Source organism: Arthrobacter sp. K5, from assembly GCF_040448525.1.
GTDB classification, from domain to species: Bacteria; Actinomycetota; Actinomycetes; order Actinomycetales; family Micrococcaceae; genus Arthrobacter; species Arthrobacter globiformis.
The window spans coordinates 3,278,792-3,293,287 of sequence record NZ_CP159279.1 but is presented as its reverse complement, the minus strand read 5'-3'; the positions used below and the strand labels follow the sequence as shown (position 1 = coordinate 3,293,287).

At 66.9% G+C, this 14,496-nt stretch carries 14 protein-coding genes; 7 read left to right on the top strand and 7 right to left on the bottom strand.

All coding sequences use genetic code 11. The features are described 5' to 3' along the window. Position 1 precedes the first annotated feature (1 nt). The 3 genes from ABRP34_RS14970 to ABRP34_RS14960 are packed head-to-tail and all read right to left on the bottom strand — an operon-like array spanning position 2 to position 3,444. Complete coding sequence (locus ABRP34_RS14970; protein WP_003800540.1) at positions 2-934, bottom strand: ABC transporter permease; 933 nt, start codon at positions 932-934, stop codon at positions 2-4. Further along, on the bottom strand, positions 931-1,866 hold the full coding sequence (locus tag ABRP34_RS14965; RefSeq protein WP_003800539.1) for an ABC transporter permease: 936 nt from the start codon (positions 1,864-1,866) through the stop codon (positions 931-933). The genes ABRP34_RS14970 and ABRP34_RS14965 overlap by 4 nt, the downstream gene beginning before the upstream one ends. Before the next feature lie 3 nt (positions 1,867-1,869). Then, complete coding sequence (locus tag ABRP34_RS14960) at positions 1,870-3,444, bottom strand: ABC transporter substrate-binding protein (RefSeq protein WP_353710794.1); 1,575 nt, start codon at positions 3,442-3,444, stop codon at positions 1,870-1,872. Positions 3,445-3,606: 162 nt separating this feature from the next. On the opposite strand from ABRP34_RS14960, the gene pdxA reads away from it, so the two are divergent. Next, complete coding sequence (gene pdxA / locus ABRP34_RS14955; RefSeq protein ID WP_353710793.1) at positions 3,607-5,991, top strand: 4-hydroxythreonine-4-phosphate dehydrogenase PdxA; 2,385 nt, start codon at positions 3,607-3,609, stop codon at positions 5,989-5,991. A 29-nt stretch (positions 5,992-6,020) separates the two neighbouring features. On the opposite strand, the gene ABRP34_RS14950 is transcribed toward pdxA, so the two are convergent. The 4 genes from ABRP34_RS14950 to ABRP34_RS14935 form a co-directional block, all read right to left on the bottom strand. After that, positions 6,021-6,797: an SDR family NAD(P)-dependent oxidoreductase gene (locus ABRP34_RS14950; RefSeq protein WP_353710792.1), complete on the bottom strand. Its 777-nt coding sequence runs from the start codon at positions 6,795-6,797 to the stop codon at positions 6,021-6,023. Between the two features lie 47 nt (positions 6,798-6,844). Continuing rightward, a complete protein-coding gene (locus ABRP34_RS14945; protein WP_353710791.1) occupies positions 6,845-8,227 on the bottom strand; it encodes an MFS transporter in 1,383 nt (460 codons plus the stop codon). 120 nt (positions 8,228-8,347) lie between these two features. Continuing rightward, positions 8,348-9,370 (bottom strand): PHP domain-containing protein, encoded by a 1,023-nt coding sequence (locus ABRP34_RS14940; protein ID WP_353710790.1) that lies wholly within the window; start codon positions 9,368-9,370, stop codon positions 8,348-8,350. Positions 9,371-9,376: 6 nt separating this feature from the next. Further along, positions 9,377-9,754: a VOC family protein gene (locus tag ABRP34_RS14935; RefSeq protein WP_003800526.1), complete on the bottom strand. Its 378-nt coding sequence runs from the start codon at positions 9,752-9,754 to the stop codon at positions 9,377-9,379. Positions 9,755-9,888: 134 nt separating this feature from the next. Between ABRP34_RS14935 and ABRP34_RS14930 the strand changes: the two genes are divergently transcribed. The 6 genes from ABRP34_RS14930 to ABRP34_RS14905 all read left to right on the top strand — a co-directional run bounded on the left by ABRP34_RS14930 (position 9,889) and on the right by ABRP34_RS14905 (position 14,426). Then, positions 9,889-10,497: a hypothetical protein gene (locus ABRP34_RS14930; protein WP_353710789.1), complete on the top strand. Its 609-nt coding sequence runs from the start codon at positions 9,889-9,891 to the stop codon at positions 10,495-10,497. 54 nt (positions 10,498-10,551) lie between these two features. Continuing rightward, on the top strand, positions 10,552-11,019 hold the full coding sequence (locus tag ABRP34_RS14925) for an SRPBCC family protein (RefSeq protein ID WP_353710788.1): 468 nt from the start codon (positions 10,552-10,554) through the stop codon (positions 11,017-11,019). 108 nt (positions 11,020-11,127) lie between these two features. Then, positions 11,128-11,334 (top strand): hypothetical protein, encoded by a 207-nt coding sequence (locus ABRP34_RS14920; RefSeq protein ID WP_353710787.1) that lies wholly within the window; start codon positions 11,128-11,130, stop codon positions 11,332-11,334. A gap of 132 nt (positions 11,335-11,466) precedes the next feature. Next, positions 11,467-12,081, top strand: coding sequence for a TetR/AcrR family transcriptional regulator (locus ABRP34_RS14915; RefSeq protein ID WP_353710786.1), 615 nt, complete (start codon positions 11,467-11,469; stop codon positions 12,079-12,081). Positions 12,082-12,206: 125 nt separating this feature from the next. Then, positions 12,207-13,130, top strand: a complete 924-nt coding sequence (locus ABRP34_RS14910) for an AEC family transporter (protein WP_353710785.1) — start codon at positions 12,207-12,209, stop codon at positions 13,128-13,130. A gap of 129 nt (positions 13,131-13,259) precedes the next feature. Next, positions 13,260-14,426 carry a cytochrome P450 gene (locus ABRP34_RS14905; protein WP_353710784.1) on the top strand — a complete coding sequence of 389 codons (1,167 nt, stop codon included), beginning with the start codon at positions 13,260-13,262 and terminating at the stop codon, positions 14,424-14,426. Positions 14,427-14,496 lie beyond the last annotated feature (70 nt).

Below are 14,496 nucleotides of genomic sequence, written 5' to 3'. Positions count from 1 at the left end.
GTCAGGCACCCTTCTTCTTGCGGCGGGGACGGTCGCGGAGGCCGTCGCCCAGCAGGTTCACGCCCACCACCATCAGCACGATTACCAGACCGGGCAGGGTGACCATCCACCAGGAGGTGGTGATGTAGTCCTGGCCGTCCGAAATGATGCGTCCCCAAGTGGCGAACGGACGCTGCGGGCCGGCGCCGAGGAAGCTCAAGGCGCTTTCCAGGAGGACGGCTTGGGCCAGGAGCAGCAGCACAACAAGGGTGGCCTGCTTGATGACGTTCGGGATGATGTGCTGGATGAGGATCTGGATGCGGTGCAGGCCCAGGATCCGGGCCGCCGAGACGTAGGGCTTTTCGCGTTCCACGAGCACCATGGACCGCGTCAGCCGGGCCACTTCGGGCCATTGGGCTATGGCGATCACGAAGGTGATGACCGGGATCGAGGGGCCGAACAGCGCCACCACCAGGAGCAGCATCATGAGGAGCGGCAGGGACATCTGGGCTTCGAGGACGCGGGAAACCACCGTATCCACCCAGCCGCCGAAGTAGCCGGCGGCGGCACCGAGGATGATGCCGATGGCGCCGGAGACCACCACGGCAAGGATGCCGATGGTCAGGGAGACCTGGCCGCCGTGCAGGACGCGGGAGAGCAGGTCGCGGCCCAACTGGTCGGTGCCGAACAGATGGCCGTCCATGAGCGGAGCGAGCCGCCGGGCGGAGAGGTCCTGGTGGTTGGCGTCCGGCAGCGGAAGCACCTGGGCCAGCAGGATGGGAATGATGACGACCAGCGTGCAGACGGCGCCGATGCGCAGTTTCCACTTGGCGGCGTTGCGGCGCCGGGTGGCCCCCGCCTTCGCGACGAGTGCCTTGGTGACGGCGCTCGGGGACGGCGCCCGGGATGGTTGCGCGGCCGAAGCCGCCGGCGTTGCGGTGTCGCTGATGCTCATGCTGCTGCCGCCTTTCCAAGACGAACACGGGGATCGAGAAGCGGGTAAGCGAGGTCGATGACGAGCTGGACGGCTACGGCCAGCAGGGACGTCAGCAGGACGGTCGCCTGGATGAGGGGATAGTCGCGGGTTTCGAGGGCCCGGACAATGAGGGAGCCGACGCCGGGCCAGGCGAACACGACTTCCACCACCACCACGCCGTTCAGCATGGCCGCGAAGCGCGTGCCCAGGGCGGTGAAGACCGGAATGGCGGAGTTGCCCATGGCATAGCGCCAGGTCAGCGCCGGACCGCCCACTCCCCTGGACCGCGCGACGGTCAGGTAAGGGGCCGCGAAGTTGGCGGTCATCTCACGCCGCACCATCCGTGAGATCAGTGCGATCTGCAGGATGGCGATGGTGACCGTGGGGAGGACCAGTCCGCCCCAGGTGGCGAAGCCCGAGGCCGGGAACAGCGGGATCAGGACGGCGAAACCGGTCAGGAGCATGATGCCGGTCCAGAAGTCCGGCATGGACTGCCCGGCGATGGTGAGGACGTTGACGCCGAGTTCCCGGTTGGTGTCCGGGCGGCGGGCCATCCACACCCCCAGCGGGATGGCGACCACGGCGGTGAGGAGGATGGCCGCGGTGGCGAGGGTGAGCGTGTACGGCATCCGCTCGGACACCACCTGCATGGCCGGCGCCTGGAACGAGTAGGACGTGCCGAGGTTCCCGGTGAACAGCTGCTGCAGGAAGATCCAGTACTGCTCCAGCACGGGACGGTCCAGGCCGAACTGTTCGCGGACCCTGGCCAGCTGCTCGGTGGTGGCCAGCGGTCCGGCGTAGGACACGGCCGGATCACCCGGAGCGAGGCGGATCAGGATGAAGACCGTGGAGACCGTCAGGAACACGGTCAGCAGGCCTTGGCCCAGCCGCTTGAGGATGTAGTTGGTCATGACTCAGGCCTCCAGCCGGACGTCAACAAGGGGGTAGGAGTTGGTGGGCGCCAGGGCCAGGCCCGACACGCGCTTCTGGTGGGCCAGCACCGACTTGGGAACGAATGCCCAGGCGCACGGCCAGGTGTCCCAGATGGCCTTCTGCGCGGTGGCGAGCAGCTGCTCCCGGAGTACCGGATCCACTTCGGAGGACGCGGCCTGGATCTTTGCCTGTACGTCCGGAACCACGTAGCCCTGGTAGGTGTCGCGGGTTTTTTCCTTCTCCGCGGTTCCGGCGTACATGCCCTGCATCATGGTGATGGCCAGTCCGGTGGGGCTGCTGAAGCCGTTGCCCAGCAGGTCCCAGTCGCCCTGCTTGCCCTGGCGCCAGGCCAGGATGTTGCCGCCGGGCTCGAACTGCTGCAGCTGGGTCTTCACGCCGATGTTGCCGAACATCTCCACCAGCGCCTCCATCACGGAGGTGTCGGAGGCAAACTCGCCGGTTTCCCAGATGATCTTCAGGTTGAGGTCCGTGACGCCGAGGCTCTTCAGCGTGGCCTTTGCCTTCTCGGGGTCGTAGGTGTAGTTGCCGGTCTTGGCGAAGCCGGTGAGGCTGGACGGGACCACGCCTTCAGCCTCGCTGACAGAGTCGACCAGGACGTCCTTGACCAGCGCCTCGCCGTCGACCGCCCAGCTGAGGGCCTGGCGGACACGGACGTCGGAGAGCGGGTGGCTGGACGGCTTGCGGAAGTTGTAGAAGATCTGGTTCAGCCGGAGGCTGGACGCCTCGGCCAGGACGACGCCCGGAAGTCCGGCCAGCTGTTCGCGCGAGTCAGGCGTGATGGAGTCGATGACGTCCACCTCGCCGCTGCGCAGCGCGATGACGCGGCTGGATTCCTCCGGCAGGAACCGGACCTCGACGTTGTCCACCTTGGGGGCGGGACCCCAGTAGTTCTCGTTGCGCCTGAGGCTGTAGGTGCCGGCGCCGCGGTTGAACTTGGTCACCACGTACGGGCCGGTGCCCACGCCTTCCTGCAGCTCCTCCGGTTTGTTCTTGGCTGCCGGGCTGATCAGGATCATGCTCATCAGGGAATCGAGGATGGGGATGGGGTTCTTGGACTCCATCCGGAACGTCCTGTCATCCACCGGTACCACTGTGGGGAATTCCGGGAAGAACCCGGCGACGAAGGAGCCCTGCACCTGCTGGTACATCTTCAGCGCCGTGGCGATGTCCTCGATGGCCACCGGGGTGCCGTCCGAATACCGGACGCCGTCGCGCAGACGCACCGTCCACACGGTGGGCGAGGTCATCTCAAAGCGGTCCGCCAGGACCAGGATCGGCTTGGTTTCGGGGCCGATTGCGGTCAGTCCCTGCCGCACGGCACGCTGCACGGTGACGGCGGCGTCGAACTGGTTGAGCTTGTTGTCCAGGCTGACGAGGGACCTGTTGAGGGCCAGCGTCAGGGTGCTGGGTCCCGGCAGGCCCGTGGGGCCGGCACACCCGGCCATGGAGCCTGTGCCCAGGAGAAATCCGGCGGCCGCGCCAAACTGCAGGAGGCGGCGCCGTGAGATCTCACTTCCTTGAGGAAGAACGGTCATCGTTGACCTCTCGGTTGAATGGGACGGCTGGCGGCCGGATGGCCTGCGCCGTGTTACATGCATCACTCTGCCACCTCTGCGCGAAATGCGCAATCGCTCTAGCGCAATTCGCGCAGACATGCCATCATGGTGCTACCGATCCATAGAAGAAGGGAGGACGACGTGACTGCAGTCCTCATCCAGGCCGATGACTTTTCCGGCGCAGCAGAAGTGGGGCAATGCTTTGCAGCCCAAGGGCTGGACACACGGCTCCTCCTGTCCGCTCCGGCGGCAGACACGACTGCCGAAGGCGCAGGCACAGCCGCAGACGCCGGCAGCCGTCCGGACGTTGTGGTTGTCGACACCCACTCACGCGCAGTGTCCCCGGAGTCGGCAGCCGGGGCTGCGGCGGCCGTTTTCGGCAGCCCCGCCGCAGACGGCGCAGGTGTCCTGTTCAAGAAGATCGACTCGCTGTGGCGGGGCAATGTTGGCCCGGAGCTCGCGGCACTTTCGGCCCTGGGCCATCACATTGTGGTGGCCGGAGCCCTCCCCCAGCTGAACCGGACAGTCGTGGGCGGCCGGCCCTTTGCCGACGGCGTCCGGCTGGACCGCACTGAACTGTGGCGGGCAGAGGCAGCCGCCCCGCCCGCGGAGATCGCGGAGCTGCTGGGTCCTGGCTCTGCAGTTCAGCTTGCGGAGCTGTCCGCGGTGCGGTCGGGCGGCCTCGCCGCCGTCCTTGGCGAGGCACTGTCTGCCGGGGCAATGTCTGAGACATCATCCAGTGCCGCTCCCGCCACCGTGATTGTCGACGGCGAGACTCCGGCCGACTTGGAGGCCGTCACGGATGCGCTGCTGGACCTGGAGTTCAGGGCCGGCGGGCGGCGCATCGTGTTGGCCGGAACCGGCGGAATGGCCCTGCTGCTGGCAGCGAAGCTGGGCAGCAGCTCTGCGCGAAACGCGCGACAGCAGGTGTCGCCCGGCCTGACGACGGCGGGCGGACCCCGGACGGTGCTGGCCGCCGTCGGCTCCGCCTCGGAGAAGGCGGCGGCGCAGCTGCGGAATCTGGAGGCCGGCGGCTTCACCACCCTGCGGCTCGCTCCCGGCGAACTGCAGCGGCCGGAGGATTCCGGCCCGAGGCTCGCGGAAGCCCGGCAGCTCCTGGCGGCGGGCGAGCCGGCAGCCCTGACTGTCACCGCCGGCGTCGTCAATCCCGACGAGTCCGGCAGGATCGTACAGAACCTGGCGCGGCTGGCTGCCAGCGCGGCGGCTGGTCCTGCGACAGCTGCAGACCTGATCCTCACCGGCGGGGAAACGGCCCGCGAGGTACTCGACGCCCTCGGCGTCCGCTCGCTGACCCCGCTGGCGTCCGTACAGCACGGCGCCGTGGTCAGCCTTTCCGACGACGGGCGGCTGGTGGGCACCAAGCCCGGCAGCTTCGGCGACGATAACGCCCTCGTCCAGCTCTACTCCGCCATCAAAGACCTCCGGTCTTCCAACAGCACCTCCCACCCCTCCCTCACACCTGGAGCTCCAATGACATCAGCAGTGAACGCAACCGAACAGCAGGACACCCGGCCTTTCATCGCCGTGACCATGGGCGACGGCGCCGGCGTGGGCCCCGAGGTGACCGTGGGTGCCCTTCTCGACGGGAACGCCTACCGCGACTGCCGCCCCGTGGTCGTCGGCGACGTCCACCGGCTGCAGCTGGGCGCCAAGGCGCTGGGCGTCGAAGCCAACATCGTCGAGGTGGAGACGGTGGGTGAGTCGGTCTTCGAGGCCGGCCGGATCAACGTGATCGACCCGAAGCTGCTTTCTGCCGACCTGCCGTGGGGCCAGGAGTCCGCCGAGGCCGGCAACGCCGCCTACCACTACATCCGGATCGCCTGCGAGCTGGGCATGGGCGGCCAGGTCCAGGGCATCTGCACGGCGCCCCTGAACAAGGCCGCGCTGCACAAGGCCGGGCACATCTACCCCGGCCACACCGAATTGCTGGCGCACTTCATGGGCGTCGAGGAAGTGTCCATGATGCTGTCCACGCCCAAGGTGAAGGTCATCCACGTCACCACGCACATCGGCCTCATCGACGCCATCAACAAAATCGAGCCCGGCCTGGTGGAGCGGACCGTGCGCCGCGGCCACAGCGCCATGCAGCGCGCCGGCATCGCCAACCCGAAGATCGGAGTGTGCGCCATCAACCCGCACGCCGGCGAAAACGGCCTCTTCGGCTACGGTGAGGAGGCCGAGAAGATCACCCCGGCCATCGAGAAGCTCCAGGCCGACGGCATCGACGCGCGCGGCCCGCTCCCCGCGGACACGGCGTTCTTCCTGGCCGGCCGCGGCGACTACGACCTCATCGTGGCGATGTACCACGACCAGGGCCACGGACCGATCAAGGTCCTCGGCATCGAAGCCGGCGTCAACATCACCGTTGGCCTGCCCGTCATCCGCACCTCCGTGGACCACGGCACCGCCTTCGACATCGCAGGCAAGGGCATCGTGGACGTCCGCAGCATGATCGAGGCGCTGCGCCAGGCGGCGGAGATGTCGCCCAGCCCCGCGGCAGCCTGAACAGCGCCCGCGGCAAGCCAGGCAGCCAGTCAGGAAATCTGCAGGCCGCCGTTGATGTCGTACGTCGCGGCGGTGATGTAGCCCGCGTCCTCCCCCATCAGGAACACCATGAGGGCGGCGATATCGCGGACCGTGCCCACCCGGCCCACAAGGATGTCCCTGGACATGTCCGCCTTGCGTTCGTCGGTCAGGGTGCCGCCCATGATGTCCGTGTCCACGGGGCCGGGGGCGATGCAGTTGACGGTGATGTTGTGCTGGCCCATTTCGCGCGCGAGCGCCCGGGTGAAGCCGATGATGGCTGCCTTGGAGGCGCTGTACGCCACCTTGGAGTAAGTGCCGCCGCCGCGCTGCGCGGAGATGGAGGAGACGCTGACCACCCGGCCGAGCCTGCGCTCGATCATGCCGCGGAGCACGCGCTGGGTGACCAGGAACGTGCCGGTCATGTTGATCCGGAATACCCGCTCCCAGGCCTCGAGCGTCTCGTCCATGAACTCGGTGGGCGAGCTGATGCCGGCGAGGTTCGCCAGCCCCACGATGGGCGGCATGTTGGCCTCCACCTCGTCGATGGCGGCGTTCACGGTGGCCTGGTCGGAGACGTCGGCTCCCACGCCCCTGGCCAGGACGCCGTACACGGAGGAGATGTCCTCCGCTGCGCGCCGTGCCGCGTCGCCGTCGATATCGAGGATGGCCACGGACCAGCCCTCGCTGGCGAGCATTTCCGCCGTCGCCCGGCCAATGCCCCGTGCGGAAGCGGCCCCGGTCAGCACCGCGGTGCGTTCAGCCGGGAACGTGTCGTGGTGCGTCATGTCGGTGATCCCCTTGCCTGATGTCGTCCAGTAGTAGTCGGTGTCGTCTAGTGTTTGGTGTCGTCGAACTCGTCGGCCGCCACCGCTTCTTCGCCCACAGCCGCGTGTGTGCCCGGCTTCACGTGTCCCTCGGGACGCTTGCGGGCGTACAGGTAGGTGGCGACGGCGGTGACCGCGAGGCAGGCAGACAGGAACATCAGGCCGGACCGGTTGTCGCCGGTGGCGTCATTGAGCAGGCCCACGATGTACGGCGCCACGAAGCCGCCGAGGTTGCCGAGCGAATTGACCATCGCGAGGCCGGCCGCGGCGGCGGCTCCCACCAGCGCGGTGGACGGCATTGCCAGGAACGGGGCGATGGCGGAGTAGATGCCCATGGCCGCGAGGGTCAGGGCGATCAGGGCCAGGATGGCGTTGACCTGCACCAGGCTGCCGGCGGCCACCAGGCCGACGGCGGCCATCACCATGCTGATGCTGGCGTGCAGCACGCGGTTGCCGGTACGGTCGGACCGCCTGCCCCAGAAGTAAACGAACACCGCGGCGATCGTGTACGGGATGGCGACGATGAAGCCCACCTCGGTGGTGTTGAACTTGCCCAGGGCGGCGACGATGGTGGGCATCCACAGGCCCAGGCCGTAGATGCCGCAGACCAGGCCGAAATACAGCGCCGAGTAGGCGACGGTCCGGGAATCCTTCAGGCCGGCCAGGAAGTGGTGCGGCTGGCCCTTTTGCTTGTGGGCGAGTTCCTCGTCCATGGTCCGGGTGAGCCATTCCCGTTCGTCCGCGGCGAGCCAGTGCGCGTGGCTTGGCCGGTCCGTCATGAGGACCGGCGTGAGCAGGCCGAGGAGGATGGCCGGGACACCTTCGATGATGTACAGCCACTGCCACCCGTGCAGGCCGGCGATGCCTTCCATCTGGAGCAGGAGGCCGGACACCGGGGCACCGAGCGCGTTGGAGACGGGCTGGGCGAGGATGAAGATGCCCAGCACCAGCACCCGCTGCGGGGCGGGGAACCACAGGGTCAGGTAGAAGAGGATCGCTGGGAAGAAGCCGGCCTCCGCCGCGCCGAGCAGGAATCGGATGACGTAGAAGGTGGTCTCCCCGTTCACCAGCGCCATGGCCGTGGCGAAGATGCCCCACGAGATCAGGATGCGGGCGATCCACTTGCGGGCGCCGAACTTGTACATGCCGGCGTTGCTGGGGATTTCCAGAAGGGCATAGCCGATGAAGAACATGCCAGCGCCGAGTCCGTAGGCCGCGGCACTGAGGCCGATGTCCTCACTCATGGTCAGCTTGGCGAAGCCGACGTTGTTCCGGTCCAGGTATGCCACGAAGTAAAGCAGCACAATGAGCGGCATGAGGCGGCCGCGCACCTTTCTAAGGGTCCGTTGGCCCAGTTCGTCCAGATGGTTCGCCGGATTCATAGCGGTCATGGTGCACCTCGCAAGGAAGACGGATCCGCCCGGGTTCCGCGACGGAACAATTAAGGTGTACCACTCCGTCCATGCATAGTCATTATGCTTACTGAATTCTTGAGCAGCGATCCGCGCCGGCTAAGTCCTGCTGTTCAGCCATTCCCGGAGCCGGTCCAGCGGCCACGTGGTGATGATCCGCTCGGCCGGGACGCCGTTGCGTGCGGCCCGCTCGGCGCCGTACTGCAGGAAGTCGAGCTGGCCCGGAGCGTGGGCGTCGCTGTCGATGCTGAACAGGCAGCCGGCCTCGAGTGCCAGCTGCATCAGGTTGTCTGGGGGGTCCTGCCGTTCGGGCCGAGAGTTGATTTCGACGGCGACATTGGCTTCCGCGCACGCCGCAAAGACCCGCTCGGCATCGAATTCGGACTCGGGACGGGTCCCGCGTGACCCCTGCAGCAGGCGGCCGGTGCAGTGGCCCAGGACATTGGTGTGAGGATCCCGGATGCCGCCGAGCATCCGCTCCGTCATGGTGCGCCGGTCCGAGCGGAGCTTGGAGTGGACGCTGGCCACCACCACGTCAAGCCGGTCCAGCATCTCCGGCGTCTGGTCCAGCTCGCCGTTTTCCAGGATGTCCACCTCGATGCCGGAGAGCAGCCGGAAGCTCCCGTCGGCGTCGCTGTTCAGCCCGGCCACCACGTCCAGCTGCTCGCTGAGCCGCTCGGCAGTCAGCCCGTTGGCGATCTTGAGGTTTGGTGAGTGGTCCGTCAGGGCCAGGTATTCCCGTCCCAGGTGCCGGGCGGCGTCGGCCATCAGCACCGGCGGGGAACCGCCGTCGGACCAGTCACTGTGGCTGTGCAGGTCGCCGCGGAGCAGCGGGCGCAGCCCGTCTCCCCCCGCGGCCAGCGGCTTGGCGCCGCCCTGGCGCAGCTTCTCCAGATAATCGGGCACGTCGCCGTCCACAGCCTGCCGGATGACGTTGAAGGTGGTGTCCCCGATCCCCTTCGTCCGCTTGAGCCTGCCGTCGCGGGCGCGCTCCGCCACCTCGTCCGGTGCCAGTCCGCTAATCACGCCGGCCGCTTTCCGAAATGCCTGGACCTTGAATGTCGGCGCGGCAGAGCGCTCGAGCCAGAAGGCAATCTCGTTGAGGGCGTCAGCGGCGTCCATGCAGTACTAGTCCTGGTGCAGCTGAATATAGTTGCCGCAGCCGTCGTCGAACACCGCGGAGATCCCCGACGGATCCTCGGCGGGCTCGCCCCGGAACTGGACCCCGGCGGCGGACAGGCGCTCATACTCCGCTTTGACGTCCGGTGTGCCAAAGACGATGGCGGGGATCCCGGCGTCGTACAGTCCCTTGCTGTAGGTGGAGGCGATGGGGTTGTCGCTGGGCTCCAGCAGCAGGCCCACGGTGCCGCCCGCTCCGGGGTCCTTGACGATAAAGAGGTTGTGCTCGGGCATGGCCATGAGCGTGTCGAAGCCGAGGGTCTCCGTGTAGAAGGAGTGCGCCGCGGCAGGGTCCTGGACGTGGATGCTGCACATTTTGAGTCGCATGGCGCCTACGCTACGCCGCACGGCCGCCGCTGCAAACCGCCCGGCCGGTACCCATTGACCCGGACTTGCGCAGGGGCTGCAATTTAAGTGCGGCCCGATTTGCCGGGCAGCGCCCGTCCTTGGGAGGTGCAGTGGTGCCCGCAGTTTCCGAAGCCGCCCCCTTGGGGCTGCTGCAACTGGTCCTCTGGAGCGCAGTGCAGGCGACCGCAGTCGCCTGCACGGTTTTCATCGTGCGCCACCATTTAAGGACGTCCGACGGCGACAGTCCCGACCTGCTGTTCTGGGACCTTTTCGGCGGCGCGGTGGTGATTGCCCCGGCACTGCTCATCCCCGCGGTTACCTCGCCGCCGGCGGGCCTGGCCCTGGCCGCCGTAGCAGCGGTGAGCGGCATTGCCGCCTACCGCGGCAGCCCTGCAGTGCTGTCCTGGTATGAAACCCGGCGCCGCAGGCGGGTGGACGGCCCGCTGTGCCGTGCGGCCGCCGCCGTGCATGAAGAGATCGTCGGACGCTGGGCGCGCTACGAACTCGACCCCGCGCTGGCTATCAGCTACCCGGACCTGGCGGACGTCCGGCGGCCTGAAACCGCTGATTTTGTGAAGGCCCTGCGGGAGGCCGAGATGCTGAAGACCGCAGGGGACCCCGGGTATCCGCATGCCGTGGCTCGCCTCGGCCAAGCGCTCGACCGCGCGGAAACCGCCGCCGGAGTTCCGGCGGGCGTGCGGCGGGCGGGACAAAACGCCTGATCAGGCTCGGTCTGGCTCACTGAGGCCCGCGGAGGCCGCCCGTAGGATGGGGCCATGTCAACCTACTCAGTCACGCGCAGCACAGTCATTCCTGCCCCCGCCAAGGATGTGTTTCCGCTGGTCAACAGCTTCCGCGAGTGGCCCAAATGGTCGCCATGGGAGACCGTGGACCCGGACATGCAGCGGACATACTCCGGCGCTGAATCCGGCGTCGGCGCCAAGTACGCCTGGAGCGGCAACCGCAAAGCCGGCGCCGGCAACATGGAGATCGTCGAGTCGCAGGAACCTGATGTCATTCGGATCCGGCTGGAGTTCACCAAGCCGTTCGCCGCTGTGAACCCCACTACCTTCACGTTCGTTCCGGAGGGCGGCGGCACACGCGTCACCTGGACCATGACCGGCGAGCACAAGGGCATCGGCAAGGTCTTTGCACTGTTCATGAACATGGACAAGATGGTGGGCGGCGACTTCGAGAAGGGCCTGTCGTCGCTGGCGTCCGTCGTCGGGAGCGGCAAGGCTTAGCCCCCCTTCTTCTGTCGCGGGCTCCTGGCGGCACTTGTTCGGCGAGCCGTTTTCCGGGAAGGTAATAAGCACCCTTAGCAGTTCCGGACATCGCAAAGGAGAACCACCATGCAGATCGACAAGGCCCAGATCCTCGACTTCCTCAGGTCCCAAGGCGACAACGACAAGGCCGCGCAGGCCGAGACGCAACTGCCGGACCAGGTGGACACCGACCAGCACGCCGGGCTGCTCTCCCAGTTCGGCATCAACCCGGCGGACCTGCTGGGCAAGCTTCCCGGCGGTTTGGGCGACAAGCTCGGGGGCCTCGGGCTGTAGCGGCCCCAAGGTTACGGAAAGGGCGGGTTCCCCATGGGGAGCCCGTCTTTCTGTGTGCGCGGACGCTGGATTATCGTCTAGACAGTGCACTGACCGACGTACGGCCATCAAACCCATGGAGGGGCAGGACGAATGAAGCCAGCAGCCGCACCGCGGCAGCGTCGCCTTCGGCAGGATTCGATCCGCAACCAGCAGGAACTCGTGGTGGCTGTCGGCGAACTTCTCCGTGAGGATCCGGACTCGGCGACCATGCCGGCCGTGGCTGAACGCGCGGGCCTCTCCCTGGCCACGGCCTACCGGTACTTTCCTACGCTCGATGAGCTTCACCGCAAGTTCATGCTGAGCGTCATCGACGAGCTTTACGAGTCAACGAAGGGCCTGAAAAGCAATGGCATGGCCCTCTTCAACGACACAATGGCGCAATGGCTCAAGGTAGTAGCCGAATACGGCCCGGCCATGGTTCTTGTCCGCTCCCGCGAAGGGTTCCTGACAAGGCTGCAGGCGGGCGAACCCCACGCCCGCGCCCTGGAACGGGTCTGGGCGCCACCTGTCCGGCAGCTGCTCGATGAAGCCAGCGTTGACCCGGACCAGCTTCCTTACGCGCTTTCCCTGTTCAACGCCCTGTTCAATTCCAGGGAGATCATGGACTTCCGCGCGGTGGCAAGCATGCCTGACGAGCAACTCGTGCAGCGGTGCAGTCGCCTTTACTGGAGCGCCCTTCAGGGATTGCGCAGCGCCGAAGACTGACCCTGCGGCCCCGGGCCGCGAAGCCTTTCCGAACACGACCCGGCACTAAATAACATTGTAGTCTTAGATAAGCCCCGACCGTCCGGCGTCGCAAGGGCGGGAAACAGACGATTGAGGACAGCGCCTTGGATGGAGTCTTAAAGGGATTCTTTGTGGTGGGCATGGTCCTGCTCGTCGGCTACATTTTGGCCAGGACAAACGCGCTTGGACCGCACGGGACGAAGGTGCTGTCCACCCTGACGTTCATGGTCGGGCTGCCAAGCCTGATGTTCTCCACCATCGCGTCCCGGCACATTTCCGAAGTCCTCAGCCAGACTGGCCTCATCTCCGTCGTCACGGCGCTGTGCGTCATGGCGCTGTTCGCGTTGAGCGGGGCCATCGGCCGGTGGGGCGTCCGGCGCACCACCATCGGCGCGCTGGCCACGGGAATCGTCAATTCCACCAACCTCGGCGTTCCGCTGTCCCTGTACATTCTCGGCAGCGCCACGTTCGTCACCCCCATCATGCTGTTCCAGCTGGCGCTCGTGACCCCGGTGGCGCTGACCATTCTGGACCTGACCGACCCTGAGGGGAAAAGGGCCTCTGTGTGGAGCATTCTGTCCACTCCCCTGCGCAACCCCGTCACGGTGGCGGCAGTTCTCGGCGTCATCGTCAGCGCGGCCGGAATTGAACTTCCGGCCCTGGTGCTGGATCCCCTGAAGCTGGTCGCCCAGCTGACGGTTCCGCTGATGCTGATCATCTTCGGCATGTCGCTGCACGGCCTGTCACCGCGCCAGGGCACGGCGGACCGCGTCCCCACCCTGTTCGCCGTCGTCCTTAAATCGGCCGTCCAGCCGGCACTCGCCTGGCTGCTTGCCGTGTTTGTGTTCCGCCTCGATACCTTCAGTACCTTCGTTGTCACGGCCTGCGCCATCCTTCCCACCGGCCAGAACGTGGTCCTCTATGCCGTCCGGTACGGCGTGGGCCAGAACCTGGCGCAATCCACGGCGGTCATTACATCGGCCCTGGCAGTCCCGCTGCTTCTGGGCGCGGCCTGGATGTTTGGCTGAGTCCTGCCACGCTACTGACGGCGGGCGCCTTCCCGGAATAAACTCGGCTCCTACGGGCCTGTTGGCCCCACCGCCTGGACGCCCCCGGTTAATGCCGGAAGGGCGCCGGGCCGAGCAGAGAGGCGGGCCATGGACTTCGTGCGCAGCGACGGGGCTTCGCTGGACCCGTTCCCGCATTATGACAGGATGCGGGAATCCGCTCCGGTGTTCCACGACGAGCAATCCGGAAGCTGGCATGTCTTCCGGTACGACGACGTCCAGCGGGTACTTTCTGAACACGGGACGTTCTCTTCGAAGATGGGAGGAGACGATCCGTCCGAGACCGGCCAGCTGTTCGCGGCAAGCCTGATCACCGCCGATCCGCCGCGGCACCGGCAATTGCGTTCCCTGGTGACGCAGGCCTTTACGCCGAGGGCAGTGGAGGCCCTTGCGCCCCGTATTTCGGCGCTGACGGACGAGCTGCTGGACGGGATTGCCTCCAAAGGATCGGCCGACCTCATCGACGAGCTGGCCTACCCGCTGCCGGTGATCGTGATCGCGGAGCTCATGGGAGTCCCGGCCGCGGACCGCGACCGGTTCAAGCACTGGTCCGATGTGATCGTGAGCCAGACGCAGGCAGGCCCCCGGACCGCCGACCACAGCTCCACCAACCGGGAGATGACCGACTACTTCCTGGCCCTCATCGAACACCGCCGGCGCCAGCCCGGAAACGATCTGATCAGCAACCTGCTGATGGCCGAGATCGAAGGCCAGAGGCTGAGCGTGGCCGAGCTCCTGGGCTTCTGCAGCCTGCTCCTCGTGGCAGGAAATGAAACCACCACCAACCTGATCGGCAACGCCGTCCTCAGTTTCACCGAAGCGCCGGGAACGATGGAGCGGCTCCGCGCCGAGCCGGCCCTGCTCCCCCAGGCCATCGAAGAGGTGCTGCGCTACCGCTCCCCCGTCCAGTCGATGTACCGCGTGACAGCTGCTGACACCGCGGTGGGCGACGTCCAGATCCCGGCCGGCGCCCCGCTGGTGGCCTGGATCGGTTCGGCCAACCGGGATGAGCGCCAATTCCGCGATCCTGGACAATTCGACATCGGCCGGACGCCAAACCGGCACCTCGCCTTCGGTCACGGCATCCACTTCTGCCTCGGTGCCCCGCTGGCCAGGCTCGAAGCCAGGATCGCACTGCAAGCCGTTCTGGACCGGTTCCCCGGACTGGCCCTCACGCCGGGAGCCCACCTGGAACGGATGGACAGCACCATCGTTTACGGAGTCAAGGAGCTGCCCGTCAGCTGGACAGCCCCTTGACCGGGCAGGGATTCGAACGGATGCTGGTTCCTTCTTTGTTGACCGCCCCGAGGAAGGCCGATGATGTCCG